Here is a 26,153-nt window from a genome sequence, read left to right on the forward strand (position 1 = left end):
TTCCATTTGTAGTTTATGTATTAAATTATAAGGCGTCACTTGTATCATGTTATGCCCTAGGTGCTTTACCTCGTATTGCACTTGCTACTAAAGAGATAACAAGTAACACAATAAAAATAAAGAAGATTATTTTCGCAATACCGGCTGCCGTACCAGCAATACCACCAAAACCTAACACCCCTGCAATGATAGCAATAACTAAAAACATCAATGTCCAACCTAACATAAGAAACCTCCTTGAGTATGGGACGATCAATAACGCACAAAAACAAACTAGTATTAATGAACAACTGTTTGTGTATCATTTAACTACTTTATACCAAGCCAACTTCATGCCAATCTTTAAGAAACCAACTAAGAAACTAATAAATAAAGAAAATAAATTTAAATTCTTTATTTCAATATCATTAACAAACTAAGTTATTGGCAATAATTACCGACAATTCGGTAAGAGTTTCACATTAATTATGGGCAAAGGTGCATTCCAATAAATTATTGGGGATATCGACGAAAAATCGAGGTGGTTACAACAAGATGACGAAGAGGCATTAGAAAAAGTATGAATAAAAAAACGATTGATTGAAGGAAAAACGACCTAAAGTTATAAAGCAGAGTTCCTCTGTATTTTGACAAAAGAACTCATAAAAAACTCTTTAAACAGCTAATCCCGCTGCAACGCCTGATGACCATGCCCATTGAAAATTAAACCCGCCTAACCAACCACTTACGTCCATTACCTCACCAATGAAATACAAACCTGGTACCTTGTTAGCTTGCATGGTTTTAGATGACAATTCATTGGTGTCAACGCCGCCTAAAGTCACTTCGGCAGTGCGATAGCCTTCTGTACCATTCATGACAATAGACCAGTCATTTAACTCACTAGCCAACGTTTCACGCTCGCCGTGGCCGAGTTGGTTTAATGCTTTATCCAGTTGAGACTCGTCAAATAGTGTTTCAACCAAGCGTTTAGGTAACCACTGGCTTAATGTGTTGCGTAGGCTTTGCTTTGGATGATGCTTCAATGCAAATTCAATTTTATTTAACGCGTTTTCACCCGGTAATAAATTGATAGAAATTGCTTCACCTGGCTGCCAGTAATTAGAAATTTGCAGTACTGCTGGGCCTGATAGGCCTCTATGAGTAAACAGCAAAGCCTCACTAAATTGAGTGCCATCTTGAGCGGTAATGGTTGTCGGCACAGCAATACCCGATAACGGCTCAAAGCGCACTTTTTGTTCGGCATGCCACGTAAATGGAACCAAACCAGCACTGGTTGATAACACAGTTAAGCCAAATTGCTCTGCCAACTTATAGCCATATGGCGTTGCACCCAGCTTTGGCATGGACAAACCGCCTGTTGCAATCACTAACGACTCGCAACTAAAATCACCATTTGAGGTAGTTAAATTAAATCCTGTATCTGTTTTAGTAACAGATAGCATTTCAGTTCGCAGCTGAACCTTTGCCCCTGCCCATTCGCACTCGGTCATTAACATGGTGACTATTTCTTTGGCTGAGTCATTACAGAATAACTGCCCATGCTCGCGCTCATGGTATTCAATACCATGACGTTCAACCAGCTCAATAAAATCGCTTGAACGATAGCGAGCTAATGCCGATTTGACAAAGTGGGGGTTACCACAAAGAAACTGATGTGGTTCAACCTTTTGATTAGTGAAGTTACATCGTCCACCACCACTGATAAGTATTTTACGGCCAGCTTGTTTGGCATTGTCTAGCACGAGGACATCACGACCACGATAACCCGCAGTTGCAGCACACATTAATCCTGCCGCGCCGGCGCCGATAATAATTACGTCATGATGTTTCACGTTTTACTCCACACTTTAAATGGGTTGTTTTGTATTTAATTGATAAATATTAAATGCAAAAAAGGATGCTATTTTAGCATCCTTTTTGGTATCTACTCACGGTTAACTTAGCCGCTCTGTTGCACTATTTTTTCAGTGTTTCAGATTTTTTGTCTCGACTGAGTAACTCTTTTGCTGCTTCAACCGGTGCTTTACCTTGGTATAACACTTGGTAAATTTGCTCGGTGATCGGCATTTCTACCCCTAGGCGTTTGGCTAAGGTAAACACTTCTTTAGTGTTTCGGTAACCTTCGACTACTTGACCGATTTCTTCTTGGGCGGTGATCACGTCTTTGCCTTGACCTAAAGCCAAACCAAAACGACGATTACGCGACTGATTATCGGTACAGGTTAATACCAAATCACCTAAACCCGCCATCCCCATGAAGGTTGATGCATCGGCGCCGATAGCTTCACCTAAACGGCTTAGTTCAACTAAACCACGAGTGATGAGTGCGGTACGTGCATTTGCACCAAAGCCAATACCGTCAGACATACCAGCACCAATAGCGATAACATTTTTTACCGCTCCACCAAGCTGAATACCAGTGAAATCATCATTGGCATATACACGTAAACGTTTAGGGCTATGTAAAAGCTCAACTAAGTCATGGGTGAACTGCGGACAAGTACCCGCTACCGATATTGCTGTTGGTAAACCTGCGGCTAATTCTTTAGCAAATGTAGGGCCAGACAATACCGCTAGGGGATATTGCTCACCCAATTGTTCACGTGCTACATCTTGTAATAAGCGGCCTGTTTCAGGCTCTAAACCTTTGGTCGCCCACACAATACGAGCATCACTGCGCAATAAGGGTTTTGCTTGCTTTAATACATCACCAAAAACATGACTTGGCACAACCACTAACACATTTTTACTAGCAGCTAAGGCTTTAGCTAAATCAAGTTCAATGTGCAAACAGTCAGGGAATGTTATTCCGGGTAGGTAAGCTTCATTGCTGCGCGAATCGGCCAATGCCTGCATGCGCTTGGGATCGTGTCCCCACAATAAGGTTTTATGGCCATTGCTTGCTAAAGAAATAGCAAGGGCGGTGCCATAAGACCCCGCCCCTAATACCGTTATTTCGGCAGTGCTGCTCATCACTTACGCGTTAGCTTCAGCTGGCGCTTGACGCTGTTGAACATATTGAGCAAATAGTGCATCAAAGTTCACAGGCGCTAAGTTAAGTTGTGGGAAAGTACCACGAGCAACTAAACCAGAAACAGTTTCACGAGCATATGGGAACAATACGTTAGGGCAATAAGCGCCTAAAGAATGTGCTAATTGTGGCTCTGTTAAGCCAACGATAGAGAAAATACCCGCTTGCTGAACTTCACATAAGAAAGCTGTTTCGTCGCCATTTTTAGCGGTAACAGTTAAAGAAAGTACCACTTCATAAGTATCGTCAGATAACTTAGTACTGCGCGTGTCTAAGTCTAACTTAACTTCTGGGTTCCACTCTTTTTGGAAAACAGCTGGGCTGTTTGGTGTTTCAAAAGACAAATCCTTTGTATAAACACGCTGAATGTTAAACTGTGGTGCAATTGCTTCGTTGTTTGCTATTTCTTCAGCCATGATATCCTACCTATATAATGTTATTTTTCGCTTTTCTGTGGAGCGAATATGGTGTTGGGCTAATAAATGAGGGTAACCTCGCCTTGCCCCTAAAGTCGACCAAACAGCGAAATGCGATTAAGCATCGTTGCCAGTAAGATCAAAAACCAATAGTGTCGATTTTTACTCAACACTATGTTTTTACTGCAATATGATGAACCTAGTGACTATCTCTTGCTTTTGACAACTGGCATATTTGCTGATTGCCAATCACCCATACCACCTTTAAGGTTATGTACGTTTTCAAAGCCTTGTTTAACAAGAAGTTGAGCCGCTTGAGAAGATGTCATGCCAGCGTTACATACTAATATAATGGGGCTGGTTTTAAACTTTTCAAGACTTGTGGCCTGATTATTTTTAATTTCAGACAATGGCACGTTAATAGAATCAACGATATGGCCTTTTTTAAACTCTTCTTTGCCACGCACATCGACAACTTTAGCGTCTTGCTTGTTCATCATTAGCGTGAGTTCATGATTGTTAACGGTCTTTACTTTTGATGTACTTGATTTGAATGTCGTCACAATTAAAGCAAAAAATAAGCCAGCCCAAGCCAAAGACAACATTGGGTTTGCTCTTAAAAATTCAATATATTCTTGCATGGTCACTGCCTATAACGTATCGAGCTAAGATTAATTTGGCCAAGAGTATATACCCAAACAAGCTTAAGATACAGGGCTCAGAGTGACATCAAAGTGGTTAGGTAAGATTCAATCTTGGTGGATATGTTAATTACCTTTCAGACAATTTTTCACACAGAATTACGTACCTCAAACAAGGTCAAAAAGTGTTAATTGCGTAAACACTCACATATAAATGAAATTTAATCACCTGTTAGGGCAATCGAGAACCTAAGCCTGTTGCCAACAGCTAATAAGTAGTAATATTTATCCAATTTCATTTTTAACTTCATCTTTAACACTTTAAATAAGGGTACTTCCATGACGACAACTAAACGTCCGCTGGCACTGCTTATTCTTGATGGCTGGGGCTATCGTGAAAATCCGCAAGATAATGCGATATTTCACGCTAACACTCCGGTCTTGGATAAGTTAACAGCCACCTATGCTAACAGCTTAATTTCAGGTTCAGGTCTTGATGTAGGCTTACCTGATGGCCAAATGGGTAACTCTGAAGTTGGCCATATCAATATTGGTTCTGGTCGCATTGTTTATCAAGAACTAACGCGGATCAGTAAAGCCATTGAAGATAATGAGTTTGAACAAAACCAAACTCTGGTTGATGCGGTAGATAAAGCTATAGCGGCAGACGGTGCGGTTCATATTATGGGGCTGTTATCACCCGGCGGCGTTCATAGCCATGAGCAACACATAGAAGCAATGTGCCGCATGGCGGTTTCCCGTGGTGCTAAAGCCGTTTACTTACATGCCTTCTTAGATGGTCGAGATACTCCACCAAGAAGCGCCAAAGGCAGTATTGAGCACTTCAATTCACTCTTTACTGAAATAGGCTCTGGCCGTATTGCATCTTTAATTGGACGCTACTTCGCATTAGATCGTGATAATCGTTGGGATCGAGTCTCGCAAGCTTATGAACTGATCACCGAAGGCAAAGGTAAGTTTGACTATACGAACTCAGTCGATGCACTTGAAGCCGCTTACGATCGTGATGAAAATGATGAATTTGTTGCCGCATCGGCTATTGTTGATGAGACAGGCCAAGCAGCGACGCTGAATGACAACGATGCATTAATTTTCATGAATTTCCGTGCAGATCGTGCTCGTCAAATTAGTCGCAGCTTTGTTAATCCAGATTTTGATGGCTTTGTTCGTCATAAAACCCCAAAAATTAACTTCGTCATGCTGACCCAATACGCAGATGATATTAAAGCACCTGTGGCGTTTGAATCAGATAACCTTGTTAATACACTTGGTGAAACCCTGCAAAAACAAGGTAAAACTCAGCTACGAATTTCTGAAACAGAAAAGTATGCCCATGTAACCTTCTTTTTCAATGGTGGCAAAGAAGCACCATTTGACGGAGAAGACCGTATTTTAATTGAGTCACCTAAAGTGGCTACCTATGATTTACAACCAGAAATGAACTCAACTGAGCTCACCGACAAGCTGGTAGGCGCGATTGAATCAAACAAATACGACGTGATCATGTGTAACTACCCTAATGGCGATATGGTGGGTCATACTGGCAAGTTTGATGCTGCAGTAAAAGCGTGTGAAGCAGTTGACGCGTGTATTGGTCGAGTAGTAGAAGCATTAGCCAAAGTAGGGGGTGAATGTATTATCACCGCTGATCACGGTAACGCAGAGCAAATGACCGATCCAGCTACTGGTCAAGCCCATACTGCGCACACAAGTGAATTAGTTCCTTTCATCTATGTCGGTCGTGATGCTACTATCAAACCTAACGGCCGCTTATGTGACATCGCACCAACGATGTTAACGTTAATGGGGCAAAGTGTGCCAACCGAAATGACCGGCCGCTGTATCATTGACTTAAAAGAGTAATTAATTACCTGTGATAATTCGTTTCTTTGTTAAAGCCAGCATTTTCGCTGGCTTTATAATACTATCCTATGCCGCAACAGGCGCCGACCTCAGCAAACGTCAGTCTGAGTTAAAGTCTATTCAGACACAAATCAATGCGCAGCAAAATGATTTAAAAAACACCTCAAAACAACGAGAAAAACTCATCACATTACTTAAAAAAGATGAGCAAGCCATTGCACGCGCGGCAAGCAGGGTAAATGAAACTCAAACCTCATTAAAAAACATCAGCAGCCAATTAATTGATCTAGAAAAACAACAAAAAAGCTTAACGGCACAAAAAATTGGTCAACAAAAAACGTTATCAAAGCAGCTATCTAGCGCTTATTTAGCCGGGAACCATGATTACAGCAAGATGATGCTGAATCAGCAAAATCCTGCAACCATTGAACGCATGCTGGCTTACTATCAATATTTAAATAACGCGCGCATCAAAGCGATAAGTAAACTAAAAACCACTAGCGAGCAATTAGTTGAAGTTCAAAACAAACAAGTCAAAAAGCAGCAGCAACTGAACACAGTGATGATTGACCAGAAACAACAAGCTAAACAATTAAGTAATGAACAAAATCAACGCCAGCAAACCCTAACTCAAATTCAGCGCACCCTATCCAACAAAGGTGCTCAGCTAGAACAATTACAAATTGAAGAAGCCAGCTTAAAGCGTATTGTCGAACAAGCTGTTGTTACGGCAAAAGCCAACCCATTAATGGATGGGCTTGAGAATAGAAAAGGTAAGCTAAGCTGGCCAACAAAAGGTCGCATGAGTGAGCGTTTTGGCAGCAACCGTTCTGGTCAAATAAAATGGAAAGGTGCTGTATTAACCGCACCTGAAGGGCAAAATATTAAAGCTGTTGCCGCGGGTAAAGTGATATATGCCGATTGGTTACGAGGTTTTGGTATGGTGATGGTACTCGACCACGGTAAAGGCTATATGAGTCTATACGGCCATGCTCAAACCCTATTTAAGGAGGCTGGAGACAGTGTAAATGATGGCGAATCGATTGCTTTAGTCGGTCGTTCAGGTGGACAGACCGAACCTAGCCTATACTTTGAGATAAGACATAAAGGGCAAGCGGTCGATCCTGCAAGATACTGTCGCTAGGATAACGCAAACTGCCCATAGTTATCGGGGCTGTTATGCATCAAATCATCCGTTATATTAGTTGCTTTATACTTGGCGTGTGCGTGGCACTTTCGATCAGCATTTCAAGTTTAGAGCACGCAAACTCCAAGCCTGCCTATTATGACTTTGACTACCCACTTTTAATCGATGTTATTGATACTGTTGAAACTTACTACGTAGATAAAATAGATCGTCAGCAACTTATTGATGCCGCAATAAAAGGGATATTTACAGAACTTGACCCCTACTCTGGATTCCTAACTCATGAAGATTTTCAGGCGATAAACGACTCTAACAAAGGTGAGTATTTTGGCTTTGGGTTTGAAGTCGCAACTGACCAGGACAAAATTACCATCATAACTCCCTTTAAAAATTCACCGGCTGAACGTGCGGGTATTAAAGCGGGCGATAAGATTATCAAGCTTAATGATACGCTTGTTGATGCCACAAACCTGCAAATGGTGCTAACCGAAATCAGACAATATAGTAATAATAACCAGCCTATCTCATTAAGCCTTCAACCCATTGCGACTAAAACGCCGATTCAAATCACCTTACAACCAGACTTTATCCACATCAATTCTATAAACAGTAAAATTATTGATGGTGACATTGGTTATTTGCATCTGACAAGCTTCCAGGAAGATGCAACCGATGCGATAAGTAAACAAGCAATAAAATGGCAGCATATACCTCTAAGAGGAATAATTTTAGATTTACGCAATAACCCAGGCGGGCTACTAGACCAGGCAATTAGTATTGCAGATTTATTTCTTGATCATGGTCGAATAGTGACCACTACAGGACGTATTTTTGATGCAAATGAAGACTACTATGCCTCTTCAGATACTATTTTTGCTAAGATCCCCATGGTCGTGTTGATTAATAAAGGTTCAGCATCGGCTTCTGAGGTTTTAGCAGCGGCGCTGCAAGAAAATCATCGCGCAACCCTATTAGGAGAAACCAGTTTTGGTAAAGGAACAGTCCAAAGCCTTATCCCCATACTTGGCCAAAGTAATGCCATCAAACTGACTATTGCTAATTACAGTACCCCTGATGGAAATAATATAAACACCATAGGCATTACCCCAGATATAGAAATATCAATTACTGCTGTTACAGATGAGATGAATATGCCTATAATCGGTACAGAAAAAATGTTAGATAATGATTACGATAAGCAAATCGACTCAGCTATCGCCTGGATAGATAGCAGAGAAAACTAAATAAAATCAAAAAGAAAATAATAATAACTGTGCGCTTTTTATTAATAATAATATTACAATTTGCCTGTTTTTCATCATTAAATGCAGCAAACCTAGCTATCATCATTGACGATATTGGATATCGTCAAACAGATGAGGCTGTTTTGTCTCTACCTCAAAATATTACCTTATCAGTCTTACCCCATACACCTTTAGGACAAAGACTAGCATTAGAAGGCCATAATAAGGGCCATGAGATAATGCTACATTTACCAATGCAGGCCTTGAGCGGCAATGCATTAGGCCCTGGTGGATTAACTAATGACATGAACGAGCAACAAGTTAAACACGAAATAACATCTGCCTTTGGAAATATCCCTTTTGCCCGCGGGGCGAATAATCATATGGGTAGCTTACTGACTCAATTAGACAAACCAATGTTATGGGTGATGGAAAGTTTAAAAAGCAAGCAAGCTTACTTTGTTGACAGTATGACAACCAAATACAGCAAGGCGAGTGATAAGGCAAAAGCAGTTGGAGTGCCATTATTGCAACGGCAAGTATTTTTAGATAATGACTTACGCCAACACGCACTTGAAAAGCAGTTCAAACAAATTATTTATCAAGCCAAACAGCAAGGTACACTGGTTGCTATCGCACACCCGTATCCTGAAACTATTGCCTACCTAAAGGCCAACCTCCCTAGACTAAAACAAAATGGTATCGACTTAGTACACACTTCAGATTTACTTGCGACCGATATCGCTAAAGTTTATTCAACTAGCTCATATCAAACACTGAGATAGATAAATCAGGTAAGGTAGAGATTAACTCAGATTTATTATTTACTATATCCGCTAAAGAATATTGATCCAATACCGCCAAATAAGCAGCAACCGCTTTTCCTAATACCCCTTTTAAATTACATACGGGAGTAAAACGACAAAATGGTTCTTCACAATTTACAGCTACTAATGAGTGCTCTAGTTGTCTAACCAACAAGCCTATTTGAATCTCATTAATAGCAATAGCTAATTTAAACCCACCACTTTTACCCCGAATAGTTTTTAAGTAACCTAACTTTCCAAGCTGATGGATAATTTTAGCAACATGATTTGATGATAAATCAAAAACGTTAGTTACCTCTGCAATACGGAACAAAGCTTCTCGCTCTGGTTGTACTGCAAGGTACATCAAAATGCGGATACCATAATCTGTATAGCGAGTTAATTGCATTGATAAACGATACTCGATAAAAGAAAAAACGACTTTAACATGTTGAACGCTCTAAATCATTGATCAACCATAAAGCTTGCTCATTTGAAGAGCCACAAACATCTATACTCGCAGAAAAACCACTACACACAATAGGCCTCTGTGGTTGACCAAAGATCATACATAGGTTTTTATCACTTAATTGAACACAACGGACACCTGCAGGTTTCCCCTCAGGCATCCCTGGGATAGCGCTCGTAATCGACGGCGAAATACAACATGCCCCACAACCTAACCGACAATCCATTCTAATCTCGTATAATAAAGTAACCAATTATATATCTGATATCTCTTGAGAAGAAACACTAACAGTTATAGATCACCAATCAACACATTTAAACAAAGACTGGTGTTATAAACTACATGGATTGATAACAAAGTCGATGAACATCTCAAAAGTAATACTATCAAAAAATACCGAATACCTTTATAGCCAACAAAATTACCACACTAGCTTATAAATTATACACACGAAAAAGGCCTTTGCATTACTGCAAAGGCCTTCCTCTTAAGTTGGCGGAGCAGACGCTGCTTTTAACAAGAGTGAACCCGCGTACTCCCGACGTGACAGGCCGCTGTATCTAGAAAACCTTAACTAACTTAACTACTGTTATCTCAGGTGTTTTCTCAATCTCAAACACGAAAAAGGCCCTTGCATTTCTGCAAGGGCCTTCGTCTTAAGTTGGCGGAGCGGACGGGACTCGAACCCGCGACCCCCGGCGTGACAGGCCGGTATTCTAACCAACTGAACTACCGCTCCTTTAGCAAATTGCTTGCGCACGATGCTAAATTCTTTTTAAGTCGCTGATATGTCACTATCAGTAGACTTCTCTTACTTAAAAGAGGAATTAGGCGCCTGGAAATGACCTACTCTCACATGGGGAGACCCCACACTACCATCGGCGATACTGTGTTTCACTTCTGAGTTCGGAATGGGATCAGGTGGTGCCACAGCTCTATGGTTTCCAGACAAATTTGGTTTATCTAACGCTATTAACTAGCATTAAATAATAATTCGGAAAGCTGATTGCTCATTAGAGCTTCTTGAGTTCGCACTGTCTAAGTGTCCCATCCTAACAACTAAGGTTAGTAAAACCCATCTGGGTTGTATGGTTAAGCCTCACGGGTCATTAGTACAAGTTAGCTCAACGCCTCACAACGCTTACACACCTTGCCTATCAACGTAGTAGTCTCCTACGGCCCTTTAGAGAGCTTAAAGCTCTAGGGATGACTCATCTTGGGGCTCGCTTCCCGCTTAGATGCTTTCAGCGGTTATCGATTCCGAACGTAGCTACCGGGCAATGCCATTGGCATGACAACCCGAACACCAGCGGTTCGTCCACTCCGGTCCTCTCGTACTAGGAGCAGCTCCCCTCAATCATCCAACGCCCACGGCAGATAGGGACCGAACTGTCTCACGACGTTCTGAACCCAGCTCGCGTACCACTTTAAATGGCGAACAGCCATACCCTTGGGACCGACTTCAGCCCCAGGATGTGATGAGCCGACATCGAGGTGCCAAACACCGCCGTCGATATGAACTCTTGGGCGGTATCAGCCTGTTATCCCCGGAGTACCTTTTATCCGTTGAGCGATGGCCCTTCCATTCAGAACCACCGGATCACTATGACCTACTTTCGTACCTGCTCGACGTGTATGTCTCGCAGTTAAGCTGGCTTATGCCATTGCACTAACCGTACGATGTCCGACCGTACTTAGCCAACCTTCGTGCTCCTCCGTTACTCTTTGGGAGGAGACCGCCCCAGTCAAACTACCCACCAGGCACTGTCCTCAACCCCGATAAGGGGCCAGAGTTAGAACATCAAAACTACAAGGGTGGTATTTCAAGATTGACTCCACTCCATCTAGCGACGAAGCTTCAAAGTCTCCCACCTATCCTACACATGTAGGTTCAATGTTCAGTGCCAAGCTATAGTAAAGGTTCACGGGGTCTTTCCGTCTAGCCGCGGGTATACGGCATCTTCACCGCAATTTCAACTTCACTGAGTCTCGGCTGGAGACAGCGTGGCCATCATTACGCCATTCGTGCAGGTCGGAACTTACCCGACAAGGAATTTCGCTACCTTAGGACCGTTATAGTTACGGCCGCCGTTTACCGGGGCTTCGATCATGAGCTTCTCTTGCGATAACCCAATCAATTAACCTTCCGGCACCGGGCAGGCGTCACACCGTATACGTCATCTTGCGATTTTGCACAGTGCTGTGTTTTTGATAAACAGTTGCAGCCACCTGGTATCTGCGACTGCCGTCAGCTTAGGGAGCAAGTCCCATCACCAACAGCAGCGTACCTTCTCCCGAAGTTACGGTACCATTTTGCCTAGTTCCTTCAGCCGAGTTCTCTCAAGCGCCTTGGTATTCTCTACCCGACCACCTGTGTCGGTTTGGGGTACGATCCCTACTAACCTGAAGCTTAGAAGATTTTCCTGGAAGCATGGCATCAACTACTTCATCACCTTAGTGACTCGTCATCAGCTCTCAACGTGTACATTTAAGTACGTGTTCCCGGATTTGCCTAAGAACACCGCCTACTACCTTAAACGCGGACTACCAACGCCGCGCTAGCCTAGCCTTCTCCGTCTCTCCATCGCAGTTAGCAGAGGTACAGAAATATTAATCTGTTTTCCATCGATTACGCCTTTCGGCCTCACCTTAGGGGTCGACTCACCCTGCCCCGATTAACGTTGGACAGGAACCCTTGGTCTTTCGGCGAGGGAGTTTTTCACTCCCTTTATCGTTACTCATGTCAGCATTCGCACTTCTGATACGTCCAGTGTGGGTTACCCCTTCACCTTCAACCGCTTACAGAACGCTCCTCTACCGCTTGCAGTAAACTGCAAACCCGTAGCTTCGGTGGTATGTTTAGCCCCGTTAAATCTTCCGCGCAGGCCGACTCGACTAGTGAGCTATTACGCTTTCTTTAAATGATGGCTGCTTCTAAGCCAACATCCTAGCTGTCTAAGCCTTCCCACATCGTTTCCCACTTAACATACACTTTGGGACCTTAGCTGACGGTCTGGGTTGTTTCCCTTTTGACAACGGACGTTAGCACCCGCTGTCTGTCTCCCGAGTAGTACTCATTGGTATTCGGAGTTTGCAAAGGGTTGGTAAGTCGGGATGACCCCCTAGCCTTAACAGTGCTCTACCCCCAATGGTATTCGCTCGAGGCGCTACCTAAATAGCTTTCGAGGAGAACCAGATATCTCCGAGTTTGATTGGCCTTTCACCCCCAGCCACAAGTCATCCGCTCATTTTTCAACATAAGTCGGTTCGGTCCTCCAGTTGATGTTACTCAACCTTCAACCTGCCCATGGCTAGATCACTCGGTTTCGGGTCTACGCCTTGCAACTAAACGCGCAGTTAACACTCGGTTTCCCTACGGCTCCGCTATTCGCTTAACCTCGCTACAAAACGTAAGTCGCTGACCCATTATACAAAAGGTACGCAGTCACGGTCTCAAGAACCGCTCCCACTGCTTGTACGTATACGGTTTCAGGTTCTATTTCACTCCCCTCACAGGGGTTCTTTTCGCCTTTCCCTCACGGTACTGGTTCACTATCGGTCAGTCAGGAGTATTTAGCCTTGGAGGATGGTCCCCCCATATTCAAACAGGATGTCACGTGTCCCGCCTTACTCGTTTTCATCTATGGTTAGTTTTCATGTACGGGGCTATCACCCTGTGCCGCTGAGCTTTCCAACTCATTCCACTAACACCCCATAGACTTAAGGGCTAATCCCCGTTCGCTCGCCGCTACTAGGGGAATCTCGGTTGATTTCTTTTCCTCTGGGTACTTAGATGTTTCAGTTCCCCAGGTTCGCCTCATACAGCTATGTATTCACTGTATGATGACCACTTATGTGGCCGGGTTTCCCCATTCGGATATCGTTAGCTCAAATGCTTATTACTAGCTCGCCAACGCTTTTCGCAAGTTATTACGTCCTTCATCGCCTCTGACTGCCAAGGCATCCACCGTATACGCTTAGTCACTTAACCATACAACCCAAATGAGTTTCACAACCCTTGTAAACAAGAGAATGAACTAATTAGACTGTATCGCAACTAGCTGGTTTTTACTTGTCTCACTCCCGACCAGGAAGTGTGACTCGCCTTAGTTTTTAGAATATTCAAGACACTTAAACAGTGTTTTGAGAACTCAAGTGTTAATACTTTCGTATTAACGTTTTTCGCACTAACGTAATCACACAAACGACAACGAATCATCATTTATGCGCCTTTAGTTAGTACTATCAGCTTTCCAAATTGTTAAAGAACAACACTTAACCGGCAAGCGGTGTGTTTCACTCTACTTCCGAAGAAGTTAACAAGTAATCTGTGTGAACACTCACATGCATCTCTGCACTTTAGGTATTGAGTTAGTCGTATAGGTAAGGAGGTGATCCAGCCCCAGGTTCCCCTAGGGCTACCTTGTTACGACTTCACCCCAGTCATGAACCACAAAGTGGTGAGCGTTCTCCCGAAGGTTAAACTACCCACTTCTTTTGCAGCCCACTCCCATGGTGTGACGGGCGGTGTGTACAAGGCCCGGGAACGTATTCACCGTGACATTCTGATTCACGATTACTAGCGATTCCGACTTCATGGAGTCGAGTTGCAGACTCCAATCCGGACTACGACGTACTTTGTGAGATTAGCTCCACCTCGCGGCTTTGCAACCCTCTGTATACGCCATTGTAGCACGTGTGTAGCCCTACTCGTAAGGGCCATGATGACTTGACGTCGTCCCCACCTTCCTCCGGTTTATCACCGGCAGTCTCCCTAAAGTTCCCGACATGACTCGCTGGCAAATAAGGATAGGGGTTGCGCTCGTTGCGGGACTTAACCCAACATTTCACAACACGAGCTGACGACAGCCATGCAGCACCTGTCTCAGAGTTCCCGAAGGCACTAAGCTATCTCTAGCGAATTCTCTGGATGTCAAGAGTAGGTAAGGTTCTTCGCGTTGCATCGAATTAAACCACATGCTCCACCGCTTGTGCGGGCCCCCGTCAATTCATTTGAGTTTTAACCTTGCGGCCGTACTCCCCAGGCGGTCTACTTAATGCGTTAGCTTGGGAGCCCAGTGACTAAGTCACCAAACTCCGAGTAGACATCGTTTACGGCGTGGACTACCAGGGTATCTAATCCTGTTTGCTCCCCACGCTTTCGTGCATGAGCGTCAGTCTTTGTCCAGGAGGCCGCCTTCGCCACCGGTATTCCTTCAGATATCTACGCATTTCACCGCTACACCTGAAATTCTACCTCCCTCTACAAGACTCTAGTTCCCCAGTTCCAAATGCAATTCCTAGGTTGAGCCCAGGGCTTTCACATCTGGCTTAAAAAACCGCCTGCGCACGCTTTACGCCCAGTAATTCCGATTAACGCTCGGACCCTCCGTATTACCGCGGCTGCTGGCACGGAGTTAGCCGGTCCTTCTTCTGTAGGTAACGTCACAGCAATAGTTTATTAAACTACTGCCTTTCCTCCCTACTGAAAGTGCTTTACAACCCGAAGGCCTTCTTCACACACGCGGCATGGCTGCATCAGGCTTTCGCCCATTGTGCAATATTCCCCACTGCTGCCTCCCGTAGGAGTCTGGGCCGTGTCTCAGTCCCAGTGTGGCTGATCATCCTCTCAGAACAGCTAGGGATCGTCGCCTTGGTGAGCCATTACCTCACCAACTAGCTAATCCCACCTAGGTTCATCCAATCGCGAAAGGCCCGAAGGTCCCCTCCTTTCCCCCGTAGGGCGTATGCGGTATTAGCAGTCGTTTCCAACTGTTATCCCCCTCGACTGGGCAGATCCCTAGGCATTACTCACCCGTCCGCCGCTCGCCGGCAAAGATAGTAAACTATCTTCCCGCTGCCGCTCGACTTGCATGTGTTAGGCCTGCCGCCAGCGTTCAATCTGAGCCATGATCAAACTCTTCAATTAAAGTTTTTTGAATCTTGCGATTCGGCTCAATGAATTCTGATTGCTTTATCAACCGAAGTTAACAAAGTCTTTTTGTACATATTGCTATGAACATTCATCGTTGCATTGAGTTTAAATTTTTTGATTGCTCTTCCTAAGAAGAAGCAATTTCGAATAACTCAATACCTGTGAATGTCCACACAGATTTCTTGTTTAAGTTGTTAAAGAGCGTTGATGTTAATTTTTCAAACATCGCCATTGGACGCTAGGTCGTTGGCTTGGGCTGCGTATTCTACAGACCCTGTTGTCAGCGTCAAGTGTTTTTTCAAACTTTCTTTTCGCTGTTGATTTGATGATGAAACCGAAGTTTTTATCCTTTCAAATCAACCTAACTCGCTACTTTGCTTTCGCGCTGTGCCGTGTCAGTGGATGCGCATTATAGGGAGATTCTGAGGCAGTGCAAGGGCTTTTAATAAGTTTTTTATTAAAATAGCATTGATGGGGCATTTTTTGGGCGAAACGCACAAAAAAGGGACTATTAGTCCCTTTTTCATATGCTTTATAACTATTTTTACTGTTTTTTACTCACCGAAGAATCGTGTTTCTTGGGTTGTAATGACGGATTCACCATCTATTTCAGTTAGTACAACGATATTGATGTTGGTAACGCTACGTTTTAGCTCTACCGGGTCAATTGCTACACTAATAGGTAATGTTAGAATTTCACCTGCCGCAATACTGACATTGTCCAGTCCGATCCATCTTGCGTTATTAAGCCCTTCTACGCTTAGCTGGTAATCGTGCTTAGCCTCGGTCTTATTCAGTATTTTAATCGTGAAGGTGTTTTCTATTTCACCTCGATTGTTTTCACGGTAAAGGGCATTGCGATCACGGATAACATCCATTCGAACCGGCGCTATGGTTGCACTGGCGTAAACAAACAACAATATCATCACAGTTAATATAACGCCGTAACCAACTAACTTAGGACGCAGCACTGTCTCTTTTACGTTATCAAGCTTGTTTTCTGTGGTGTAGCTAATTAAGCCTTTAGCATATCCCATACGTTCCATGGTGTTGTCACATGCATCAATACATGCACCGCAGTTAATACACTCATATTGCAAGCCGTTACGGATATCGATTCCCGTTGGACAAACCTGAACACAAAGATCGCAGTCAATACAATCTCCTAATCCCTTTTCCTTAGGATCATCTTTACGAGAACGAGGCCCGCGAGTTTCACCGCGCTTAGTGTCATAGCCAACAATATAGGTATTCTTATCAAACATTGCCGCTTGGAATCGCGCATAAGGACACATATGGATGCACATAATTTCACGCATCCATCCTGCATTACCGTATGTGGCTATGGTAAAGAAAATCACCCAGAAGTAGATGCTGCCATCGGCATTTAACGTAAGGACATCTATATACACTTCTCGTGTCGGCACAAAATAAGATACAAAGGTCATTGCGGTTAAGAGGGAGACGAATATCCATGCGCTATGTTTTGCGGTTTTACGCCAGACTTTATCGACACTCCATGGCATTTGATCTAACTTGATACGCTTATTACGTGCGCCTTCAAATTTCTCTTCAAACCAGATAAAGATAAACGTCCATACGGTCTGTGGGCAGGTGTAACCACACCATACTCGACCGAGATAAGTGGTGACAAAGAATAATCCAAAGGCGGCAATCATAAAGACGGCGGCGAGTAGTGTTAGATCCTGTGGCCAGATAGTCAGACCAAAAACATGAAACTTCTGCTCTGCAAGATGAAACCATACCGCTTGTCGGTCGCCCCACTGGATCCATGGGAGAATAAGAAAGAACAACATAGTAACCCAGCCCATACGACGGCGAACTCTTGTCCAAAGTCCATCAACGGCGCGTACATATATACTATTGCTGGGATTAAAACGGTCGGCTTTGTTCGCATCAGGCTGATGAATCTTAATTCGATTTTGTTTCGAATAATCTTTGGGTTTCGATTCTATTGTCATTTTACGACCTTACTACATTAACATTACAAACAAACTGGAATAGTATATACCTTTCTAACATTAACTCGGACAAAAAAATGAGAGGTTGGATAGGTTTAGCCATCATAGGTGGCATTATTTATTACTTTGCAACAGAAACGAATAAGCTTGATGAGCCTATAGAATATGTGCAAACAATGTTTACTACTGCTGATAAAAAAGTGACTTCGATGACAGGCACAACAATTCAGCGGGTCGATCATAAAATTCCTATTATTAAAGAGAAAATTTATGAACGCTTGTCGACCATAGAAATTCGTGAACTTGACGGTGTGTTCATAGATAGCGACTCTATTACCAAATTTAAAAAAGAGTATTGCTCAAGGTCAACGAGAAACCACCCTGTGTTTAGTCGGGATAACCTACAGTTCATTTGCGATCAGATATAGTTAACGCTTTTATGCTCGCTAGATTGACCTAGATATTAATACAGCATAGCCTTTGGATAATGGATTGAAAAAGGCTAACTTATAATGACACAACCGATTTCCGATATATTTGACCCAACACTTTGGGACTCTGTATGTGGCTTCCACTTCGAAGACATCACTTATCACCGCGCTAAAGATCAAGGCACAGTGCGCATTGCGATCAATCGCCCAGATTGCCTTAACTCATTTCGCCCAAAAACTGTAGATGAACTCTTTATCGCTTTAGACCACGCCAGACAATGGTCAGATGTCGGCTGTGTGCTTATCACTGGAAATGGACCATCAGCAAAAGGTCAATACTCTTTTTGCGCAGGTGGAGATCAACGTATTCGCGGTAAAGACGGTTATAAATATGAAGGCGCTGAAGATGGTAAGCCCGATGTCGCCCGCATGGGCCGTCTGCATATTTTAGAAGTGCAGCGGTTAATTCGATTTATGCCTAAAGTGGTTATTGCGGTTGTGCCCGGTTGGGCTGTTGGCGGCGGTCATAGTTTACATGTGGTTTGCGATTTAACATTAGCATCTAAAGAGCATGCTATTTTCAAGCAGACCGACCCTGATGTAGGCAGTTTTGACTCAGGTTATGGCAGCGCTTATTTAGCTAAGATGATTGGCCAGAAGCGCGCCCGTGAAATTTTCTTCTTGGGGTTTAATTACTCGGCAGAAGAAGCGGTTGATATGGGTATGGTTAACCGTGCTATTCCACATGCTGAGCTAGAAATAGAAGCCTTAGCATGGGCGAAGGAAATTAACGCTAAATCCCCTACCGCAATGCGTATGCTTAAATACGGTTTTAACATGGCAGATGATGGCTTAGTTGGCCAACAACTGTTTGCCGGTGAAGCGACTCGTTTAGCTTACGCTACTGAAGAGGCCCAAGAAGGGCGCGATGCTTTTTTAGAAAAGCGCGATAAAGACTTTTCTAAATTTCCTTGGCATTATTAATTGTTTGACGATTCAATGAAACTTTAAAAAGTGAATTATAAGCCTGCTTTGTCTCAGCAGGCTTATTGATTTAAAAAATCGATTAACCCAACTAATAAATTTAGCTTTCAATCGTAAATGATAATCACTATCATTTAAATAAATCAATTGGGGGTCTTATCATGAAAAAAACAATGACATTTGCTGTACTGCATTTTTCTGTCGCATTTACGGTTACCTACCTTCTCACTGGCAGTATTGTCATTGGCGGCGCGGTTGCATTAATAGAACCGGCGGTAAATACAGTGGTATTTTATTTTCACGATAAAATTTGGAACCGTATTGAAGCAAAGAAGTTAGCTCAAGAACTCGAGCTAACGGCTATCCATTAATCAGCCTCAATCACTTGGTATGGCAACCTATCTATGACAACCCAGCTAGACACTCTAGTAATAGCAATATAAGAGTGCGCACCTATGTTTCAGCACAACACTCATATAAAGACGGGTTTACGATGTTGGCTTCAATATTTGAACTGCTTGCCTGATCAGATTAGTTTTAGGCTATTTTAGCCTCTCTTCTACACCAGAGTGGCAAACTTAGAGGAAGTTCAACCGTTATAATCTAGAATCAATTAACACTAATAACTCATCAATGATCTTAACCATAACTGTTTTGGCTAATTCAGGCTGGCGCATTCTTATCGCATTATAAACAGCTGCGTGATCTTCCACATTAGCTCCATTAACCCCTTTCATCTGGTTGGTATAACGCAAGCTCACCTTTAATGCAGTACTAGTAAAACCGGTCATTTGAATAAAAAAGCGATTATTACTAGAGCATAGAATATTTGCATGAAATAAAATATCGGCCTCAAGTGGGTCTTCAAGCCCCAACTCGGCATCCTTCATTCGCTGTAACGCTATACCTAAATGCTCTATCTGCTCAGCCGTTGCGTTCTTGGCAGCCAATGCTGCTGCTTCTGGCTCTAATGCTAAACGCATTTGCGTAAACTCTTTTAATAATGATAAAGAGGGTTTACTGCTTAGTATCCAATGTAAGACATCAATATCAAACATATTCCATTGGCTTTCTGGCATCACTCTTATGCCCTGCTTTGGGCGTGAAGTAATCAAGCCTTTGGCCGACAACATCTTTACCGCTTCACGCGTTGAACTGCGGCTAACATCGTACTTAACACACAAATCAGCTTCTGAAGGCAACCCTTCTCCAATAGGATATTCCCCACTGACGATAGCAATACCAAGATCATGAGTGAGTTGATGGGTCAGATTTTGCCTAGGTATGCTTGCCATGCTGATATGTCTTATTGATGTTTCACGAATACGTCACATCATACTATAAAGATCCTCTGCTTATTACTTAGTATGTGTAAATTCAGTCCAGATAATTTGTTACCCATAAAAATGGCTAAAACGGGTGTTTTAGCCATTTTAATTACCCAAAGATCTTACAAGTTACCTATTTGTACGCCATTGCTATTAAAGTTAAATTGATTCACTTTACCGCATTGAGCGACATGATTACTTGAAGGGAATGGCGTGTTGGACTGACTGATATTGCTTTCCCAGCCCTGGCCATTTTTGACGAACGCTTTAACCTCAAAGTACCCATTAACCGTTTTACTGCAATCCATATCCACATCTAACATCCAATAATGCTGCCCCCAAATATTTAAAGGCTCTTCTCCAAAGCCATTATTAGCTACTGTTTGCTTAGATCCCCAGGCTACTGGCCATAAATTGGTTGTCCAATCTAATGCAGAACCTGATGCCGCAGTGCTTTGAGCAGCCTCAGGGCCATACCAATCTAGATAAGTATCTTTGGCTTTCCAAGGTGCTGTAGTGGTATTACGCAAGTTGTTATGTCTAATTGGAATAGCACATTCAAAATTGCTGCTGGTACAGGTTTTATATAGATTACTTGCCGCATAGGCGTGATCAATGCCACCACGCACAAACATATCCTGACCGCTTTGTGTTTGAGCTTGAATAAAAATAACCGTCCGCTTCCAATCAGGATTGTTCACAGCACCACCTGTAATGAGCTTAGCACCTTGATGAATGGCAAACGCATCCCAAGCTCCAACATTAGCATTGATGGAGCTGTTATTATTAACAACAATCGTTTCGCCGCTGCATGATCGCTTGTCTTGAGCAATTTTGCCTTTTAGCACGTTACAATAAGTCCCTGGCGCCATAGATGTCGCTAACGTTGCGGTTAAATTTGAGTTTTCTTTATTAATAGCCACAAAACCTGAACTACCACGACCAAATGCAATTTTATTGTTGCCGTTGTCCCACCAGTTTGTGGTCGTCCAATTATCAGCGGTGTTATTTCGAAAACTCACCCCACCAGCAATATAGCCCCAACGATGCTCACACTTCCAGTTGTCGCCAAAACATTCTAAATTGCCATTGCTATGAACCCTAACGCTAGGCGCGCCAACATCGGTATTGCCATTGAATGCATAACTCGACATCACTTTTGGGTAACCGTAGGGATAAGCCAACATAAACACATTGGCTAAGTCATATAATCGCCCGTCTTCAAATGTGATCACATTACCCGCGCCGCCGTGACCACGTTGATTGTCGTGATTATCGACAAAAACAACTGCAGAACTGCTGGCCATAAAACCCCAGCCTTCACCAAAGTTCTTTAAAGATGCTAAATTGCCATTAAGGAATGTATTGCCTAACTGGGTTGAGTATTTAAACTCAGTCACCAAGCCCACACTGGTATATTCACTGGCACTAATGGCTTCACCACCTTGATCAATCACTTCTTGAAAAACCAAAGGTGTGCCATTTACCTTTGACATCACACCTTGAATATCTTCAACAGCCATGTGTTTAGAGGCATCAAAGCGAAAGCCTGCGACACCTATATTAGTCAAATCATTCAAAAAACCCGCAATCGTGGTTTGAACATAATTAGCACTGGTATTAAGATCAGTTAAACCAACAAGCTCACAGTTTTGAACCTCCCAACGGTTGTTGTAATCTTTAATCGCACATGTGTTATGAAAGTCCTGCGGGCTATATGCTGGGTAGCTTTTATTACCATAAGCACTGCCTGCGGTGCCTGTTCCACTGCCGCTAGCCATATGATTAATCACCGCATCAACATAGATATCTACATTAACCGCCTTACAGCGGCTAACCATATCAATAAACTGACCACGGTTACCTCCACGACTTTGTAGTACATAGCTTACTGGCTGATAACGAGTCCACCACTGGCTACCTTGAATATGTTCGTTCGGTGGGGATACTTGCACCGCGGCATAACCATTTGGCCCCAAAAATTGTTCACATTCTTGAGCAATATCTTGCCAATTCCATTCGAAAAGGTGAACAAATGTAGTCGGTTGTGGGTTGGCAAATACTGATGATGACATACACAAAGATAAACCTGTTGCTATGGCTACCTTAGTTAACGCGCGATTAGGATTCATGTTTAAGGCCTTTATTATTAGATTTTTATTGGAGTTAACAATTTGTTAACCCAAATCAGTATCGCCTAATAATCGAACAAATAAACACCTTGGAATATTGAATACGTATGCATAACGACTAAAGTAGCGTCAGCTAATGGCTAAAGTAAGCACACAAAATCATAGCCAGAAGGCTAATTCAAGCGGCTGAATAATAGCAATTTTAAATCATAACAGAGGTTATTTAATCTAATGTTTTCTTAAATCGAGCTGCTGCAACGAACAAACCGACCACTGTAAAACAAGCAAGCCACAGGGTATCGCGCCATAGGTCGATTAAATCAGCTTCTCGTAATACAACACCTCGAATTAAACGCATAAAGTGAGTTGCCGGAAGCGCTTCTGATATCCATTGTGCCGTTTCTGGCATACCTTCATACGGAAACATAAAACCAGACAATAATATTGAAGGTAATAAGATAAAGATGGTCATTTGCATGGCTTGTAATTGATTTTTAGCCAAGGTAGAAATCATTAACCCCAATGATAAACTGGCTGAAATAAACAATAGGGTACCGAATAATATCTGTGCAACTGACCCATTGATAGGCACATCAAATATCCAACGGCCTAACCCCAAAATGATAAACACCTGTATTAAGCCAACAAATATATAAGGAACAATTTTGGCTATCATCAGCTCCATTGGGCTAATTGGAGTGGTAATCAGTAGCTCTAAGTTACCTCGCTCCCGTTCACGTACTATGGCGGTGCTGGTAAACAGGATCATCGTCATGGTCAATATAATCCCTAACAAACCCGGCACAATATTCACCGCAGAGCGTCGGCTCGGATTATAAAACAACACAACTTCAAAGGTTTTAACGGTCTTAGGGCGTATGTCGAAATCAAAATCGGTTAACGGCATAGACTGTAGCGCTAAAATAGCTGAACTAATCATGGTGTCTGAGCCATCAACTATCCATTGACCTAACACTCTATTTTGCACCATTCGCTGAGTTAAATCCTGCGGCAGTATTAGCGCTGCACGCACAACTCCCTGTTTAATGGCTTGCTCAGCCTCTTCTGCGGTAGCAAAATGCCTAACAACGTTCACTACTTGAGTGACTTTAACAGACTCAGTTATCACCCGCCCCGCAGTACTCTGGCTTTGGTCGACAACTGCTATCGGTATTTGGCGAATGTCGGTATTAATGGCATAACCAAACAACAATAGCTGAATAAGCGGGATCATCACTACCATGCCAAAGGTAATCCGGTCCCTTGATAATTGACGGATCTCTTTCACCATTACCGCTTTTATTCGATAGAAAGACATCATTGGCGCCCCTCACCGGTAACACACACAAACACATCTTCTAAACTAGGACGAGCAAGATTCATTTCAGCTTGGGCAAGTTCAGGAAAAGTTGTTTTCAGCCATTGAATAGGATCGGCGATGTCTTGATAAATCAACACCCTCAAACGAACTCCTAGCTGCGCCACTGATCGAACCGCTTTGGTTGCCAGTAGCTTTTTTTCAAGGCACGTAACTGCGGACTGTTAACCTCGACAATATTAACGCCCATATCACGCATTAAAGCATCAGGTTCTCCGTCTGCACGAATAATACCAGATTCCATTACCGCCAAACGATGGCAACGTTCAGCTTCATCCATGTAATGGGTGGTGACTAAAATAGTGGTGCCTTGTGCTGATAACTCAAACAACTGCTCCCAAAACTCTCTTCTATTTTGCGGGTCAACCGCGGAGGTAGGCTCATCCAAAAAAAGTAACTCTGGGTTATGCATAGTGGCACACGCTAAAGATAAACGCTGACGCTGACCACCACTCATACCCGCGACCCTTTGTTGACGAATAGAATCTAACCCATAAGTCATTAGCTGCTCATTAATGCGCAGGCTTAACGCCTTACTGCCCATACCAAATATTTGCCCCATAAACTGCATGTTTTCTTGCACACTTAAATCATCATACAGGGAGAATTTTTGGGTCATGTAGCCAATTTTTAAGCGTAATGATTCTGCTTGCTTGGGCATGGATAAGCCCAATACGGTGATGTCACCCGATGTAGGGCTTAGCAAACCCGTTAGCACTCTTATCATGGTGGATTTACCGCAACCATTTGGGCCTAAAAAGCCGTAAATACAACCTTTAGGGACCCGTAAGGTGACGTTTTCGATAGCAGTGAAATCAGCAAACTTTTTCACCACGTTGATTGCTTCAATAACGAATTCAGTCATGACTAATCTCCCGTTGAATTATTAATAATCAAGTCAACCTGGGCGGGGATACCCGAAGGAAATGTTGCCGCAGAGTCTTCTAAATCGACTTCGGCAAGGTACATTAACCGGGCGCGTTCATTCTCAGTCAAAGCGTAATAAGGGGTGAATGAGGCTTCATGAGATACCCAGCGTACTGTGCCCACTAATGTTTGTTCAACACCATCGACATGCACAGTGACCTTTAAGCCAGGAATAAAATGAATACGGTGCGGTGCAGGGACATATACCCTAGCGTAGGGCACGCTATTAGCCAACATCACTGCCACAACACTGTTTAGCGCCACTCGCTCACCTAAGTTATATGGCAAGTTATCTAGTATGCCATCGCGGGTGGCCACTATGGTTAACTCATCTAACTTCTGGGTTTGTAAAACAACTTCTGCTTGGCTAGCCGCTAATTCAGCTTTGGCTTGCTCGATGTCTTCAATACGCGATCCCGCGGTAAGCTTGCTAAACTCTTCCTTGGTCGAATTTAATGATGCCAGTGCTTTATCTCGACTGGCTAAAGCGCTGTCTAAATCAGATTGACTCACTAATTTACGGGCGATTAACTCTACCTGACGGCGATAATTTTTCTGTGCCTCAACAAACTGCGCATTAGCTTGAGCTACCTTAGCTTGTGCTGAGGCGATATCTTCAACCCGCTCGCCATTAGTCAGTTTTAGTAAAAAAGCCGTCGCTTTGGCCTTTTTGGCTATCGCATTAGCCAGGATAGCTTGCTGGTTTTTAGCATCTAATCGCACCAACACTTGCCCAGCTTCAACGATACTGCCTTCAATAACGGGCAACTCACGAATAATCTCATTCGAGGTGGCGGTAAATGTCACTCGATCACGCTCTAGCGTGCCAATAGCTTGTTGCTGTGCTGGCGGTGAACAGCCTGATAACACTAATATGAGCAATAAACTGATGTTGATACTGTGCATATATCCCCCACAACCCGCACTAATATATATTTATGAAACAAAACATGACCTTTAATGTACGCGGTTTAAGTATTAAGTATATAGCTCCGTTGGGAAATAATAATTGACCTATTCTAGAATAAACCAGCATGAATAGTTGCTGGTGCGGCTTTGTCATCGACAGGAAATCTAGTATTAGAAGCCATTATGATGGGTGAGAGTCATTGTTAGAATAAGTGATACTTGCAGCTTAAAATAAATATCACCAATAATTACTCAGCTAAATGTGATCGACCTTTATTCTAAAGCTTGTGAGCTTAACCATTATCCATACTTTGGATACTCGCAGACTCATCAGGGGACGGCAGGGCCTAATCCTTTAATTAAACGTAAAGAGGCTATTACTGTTGAGTCCCTTTTAACTGGTCCAGAATGGAATAATGCGATGTTACTTTCATCTTTTAAACCATTTTTGGCAGCACCACGACTTTATTATTATCAATAAAAAAGCGACTACTCTATGAGTTAGT

Annotated in this window: 19 protein-coding genes, 1 tRNA gene, 3 rRNA genes and 1 pseudogene; 7 read left to right on the top strand and 17 right to left on the bottom strand. The window is 43.0% G+C overall.

Going from position 1 to position 26,153, the window contains the following annotated elements; all coding sequences use genetic code 11:
• Positions 1-49: 49 nt before the first annotated feature.
• From ACRWQL_RS10090 to ACRWQL_RS10110, 5 genes are all read right to left on the bottom strand, one after another.
• The gene (locus tag ACRWQL_RS10090; protein WP_434927711.1) at positions 50-226 is read right to left on the bottom strand and encodes a DUF1328 domain-containing protein; all 177 of its coding nucleotides are present in this window, start codon (positions 224-226) and stop codon (positions 50-52) included.
• 427 nt (positions 227-653) lie between these two features.
• Entirely contained in the window at positions 654-1,835 is a 1,182-nt protein-coding gene (locus ACRWQL_RS10095; RefSeq protein WP_434953296.1) for an NAD(P)/FAD-dependent oxidoreductase, read from the bottom strand.
• Positions 1,836-1,959: 124 nt separating this feature from the next.
• The gene (gene gpsA / locus ACRWQL_RS10100) at positions 1,960-2,976 is read right to left on the bottom strand and encodes an NAD(P)H-dependent glycerol-3-phosphate dehydrogenase (RefSeq protein ID WP_434927709.1); all 1,017 of its coding nucleotides are present in this window, start codon (positions 2,974-2,976) and stop codon (positions 1,960-1,962) included.
• Between the two features lie 3 nt (positions 2,977-2,979).
• Positions 2,980-3,450 carry a protein-export chaperone SecB gene (secB, locus tag ACRWQL_RS10105; protein WP_434953297.1) on the bottom strand — a complete coding sequence of 157 codons (471 nt, stop codon included), beginning with the start codon at positions 3,448-3,450 and terminating at the stop codon, positions 2,980-2,982.
• 206 nt (positions 3,451-3,656) lie between these two features.
• Complete coding sequence (locus ACRWQL_RS10110; RefSeq protein ID WP_434927708.1) at positions 3,657-4,091, bottom strand: rhodanese-like domain-containing protein; 435 nt, start codon at positions 4,089-4,091, stop codon at positions 3,657-3,659.
• A gap of 339 nt (positions 4,092-4,430) precedes the next feature.
• Between ACRWQL_RS10110 and gpmM the strand changes: the two genes are divergently transcribed.
• From gpmM to ACRWQL_RS10130, 4 genes are read left to right on the top strand one after another with little or no spacing between them, the layout of a single operon-like run.
• Positions 4,431-5,975, top strand: a complete 1,545-nt coding sequence (gpmM, locus tag ACRWQL_RS10115) for a 2,3-bisphosphoglycerate-independent phosphoglycerate mutase (RefSeq protein ID WP_434953298.1) — start codon at positions 4,431-4,433, stop codon at positions 5,973-5,975.
• 10 nt (positions 5,976-5,985) lie between these two features.
• Positions 5,986-7,119, top strand: coding sequence for a murein hydrolase activator EnvC family protein (locus ACRWQL_RS10120; protein WP_434930802.1), 1,134 nt, complete (start codon positions 5,986-5,988; stop codon positions 7,117-7,119).
• 35 nt (positions 7,120-7,154) lie between these two features.
• Positions 7,155-8,366 carry a S41 family peptidase gene (locus ACRWQL_RS10125; protein ID WP_434927705.1) on the top strand — a complete coding sequence of 404 codons (1,212 nt, stop codon included), beginning with the start codon at positions 7,155-7,157 and terminating at the stop codon, positions 8,364-8,366.
• A gap of 29 nt (positions 8,367-8,395) precedes the next feature.
• Positions 8,396-9,151, top strand: coding sequence for a divergent polysaccharide deacetylase family protein (locus tag ACRWQL_RS10130; RefSeq protein WP_434939585.1), 756 nt, complete (start codon positions 8,396-8,398; stop codon positions 9,149-9,151).
• On the opposite strand, the gene ACRWQL_RS10135 is transcribed toward ACRWQL_RS10130, so the two are convergent.
• The 7 genes from ACRWQL_RS10135 to ccoG all read right to left on the bottom strand — a co-directional run bounded on the left by ACRWQL_RS10135 (position 9,126) and on the right by ccoG (position 17,558).
• The gene (locus tag ACRWQL_RS10135) at positions 9,126-9,581 is read right to left on the bottom strand and encodes an Rrf2 family transcriptional regulator (protein WP_434939584.1); all 456 of its coding nucleotides are present in this window, start codon (positions 9,579-9,581) and stop codon (positions 9,126-9,128) included. The two genes, ACRWQL_RS10130 and ACRWQL_RS10135, sit on opposite strands and share 26 nt — an antisense overlap.
• A 34-nt stretch (positions 9,582-9,615) precedes the next feature.
• Positions 9,616-9,867, bottom strand: coding sequence for a YkgJ family cysteine cluster protein (locus tag ACRWQL_RS10140; RefSeq protein WP_434927702.1), 252 nt, complete (start codon positions 9,865-9,867; stop codon positions 9,616-9,618).
• A 436-nt stretch (positions 9,868-10,303) separates the two neighbouring features.
• Positions 10,304-10,380: transfer RNA gene (locus ACRWQL_RS10145), tRNA-Asp, on the bottom strand.
• 94 nt (positions 10,381-10,474) lie between these two features.
• Positions 10,475-10,590 (bottom strand): 5S ribosomal RNA (gene rrf, locus ACRWQL_RS10150).
• A 139-nt stretch (positions 10,591-10,729) separates the two neighbouring features.
• A 23S ribosomal RNA gene (locus tag ACRWQL_RS10155) occupies positions 10,730-13,632 on the bottom strand.
• A 393-nt stretch (positions 13,633-14,025) separates the two neighbouring features.
• Positions 14,026-15,570: ribosomal RNA gene (locus ACRWQL_RS10160) — 16S ribosomal RNA — on the bottom strand.
• Together the 16S, 23S and 5S rRNA genes with 1 tRNA gene alongside form the textbook arrangement of a ribosomal RNA operon.
• 560 nt (positions 15,571-16,130) lie before the next feature.
• On the bottom strand, positions 16,131-17,558 hold the full coding sequence (gene ccoG / locus ACRWQL_RS10165) for a cytochrome c oxidase accessory protein CcoG (protein WP_434953299.1): 1,428 nt from the start codon (positions 17,556-17,558) through the stop codon (positions 16,131-16,133).
• 77 nt (positions 17,559-17,635) lie between these two features.
• Between ccoG and ACRWQL_RS10170 the strand changes: the two genes are divergently transcribed.
• From ACRWQL_RS10170 to ACRWQL_RS10180, 3 genes are all read left to right on the top strand, one after another.
• Positions 17,636-17,986: a hypothetical protein gene (locus ACRWQL_RS10170; RefSeq protein ID WP_434953301.1), complete on the top strand. Its 351-nt coding sequence runs from the start codon at positions 17,636-17,638 to the stop codon at positions 17,984-17,986.
• Positions 17,987-18,070: 84 nt separating this feature from the next.
• Complete coding sequence (locus tag ACRWQL_RS10175) at positions 18,071-18,973, top strand: 1,4-dihydroxy-2-naphthoyl-CoA synthase (protein ID WP_434953302.1); 903 nt, start codon at positions 18,071-18,073, stop codon at positions 18,971-18,973.
• A gap of 161 nt (positions 18,974-19,134) precedes the next feature.
• Complete coding sequence (locus tag ACRWQL_RS10180) at positions 19,135-19,344, top strand: DUF2061 domain-containing protein (protein ID WP_226412182.1); 210 nt, start codon at positions 19,135-19,137, stop codon at positions 19,342-19,344.
• A gap of 225 nt (positions 19,345-19,569) precedes the next feature.
• On the opposite strand, the gene ACRWQL_RS10185 is transcribed toward ACRWQL_RS10180, so the two are convergent.
• The 5 genes and pseudogenes from ACRWQL_RS10185 to ACRWQL_RS10205 form a co-directional block, all read right to left on the bottom strand.
• Complete coding sequence (locus ACRWQL_RS10185; RefSeq protein ID WP_434927697.1) at positions 19,570-20,268, bottom strand: FadR/GntR family transcriptional regulator; 699 nt, start codon at positions 20,266-20,268, stop codon at positions 19,570-19,572.
• A gap of 155 nt (positions 20,269-20,423) precedes the next feature.
• The gene (locus ACRWQL_RS10190; RefSeq protein WP_434953303.1) at positions 20,424-22,433 is read right to left on the bottom strand and encodes an alpha-amylase; all 2,010 of its coding nucleotides are present in this window, start codon (positions 22,431-22,433) and stop codon (positions 20,424-20,426) included.
• A gap of 223 nt (positions 22,434-22,656) precedes the next feature.
• Complete coding sequence (locus ACRWQL_RS10195) at positions 22,657-23,754, bottom strand: ABC transporter permease (protein WP_434953304.1); 1,098 nt, start codon at positions 23,752-23,754, stop codon at positions 22,657-22,659.
• Positions 23,751-24,676, bottom strand: a pseudogene (locus ACRWQL_RS10200) (ABC transporter ATP-binding protein). Before ACRWQL_RS10200 ends, ACRWQL_RS10195 begins: the two are co-directional and overlap by 4 nt.
• A 2-nt stretch (positions 24,677-24,678) precedes the next feature.
• The gene (locus ACRWQL_RS10205; RefSeq protein ID WP_434953305.1) at positions 24,679-25,644 is read right to left on the bottom strand and encodes an HlyD family secretion protein; all 966 of its coding nucleotides are present in this window, start codon (positions 25,642-25,644) and stop codon (positions 24,679-24,681) included.
• Between the last annotated feature and the right edge of the window lie 509 nt (positions 25,645-26,153).

Origin of the sequence: Shewanella sp. HL-SH4 (assembly GCF_051164845.1) — a bacterium.
GTDB lineage: Bacteria > Pseudomonadota > Gammaproteobacteria > Enterobacterales > Shewanellaceae > Shewanella > Shewanella glacialimarina.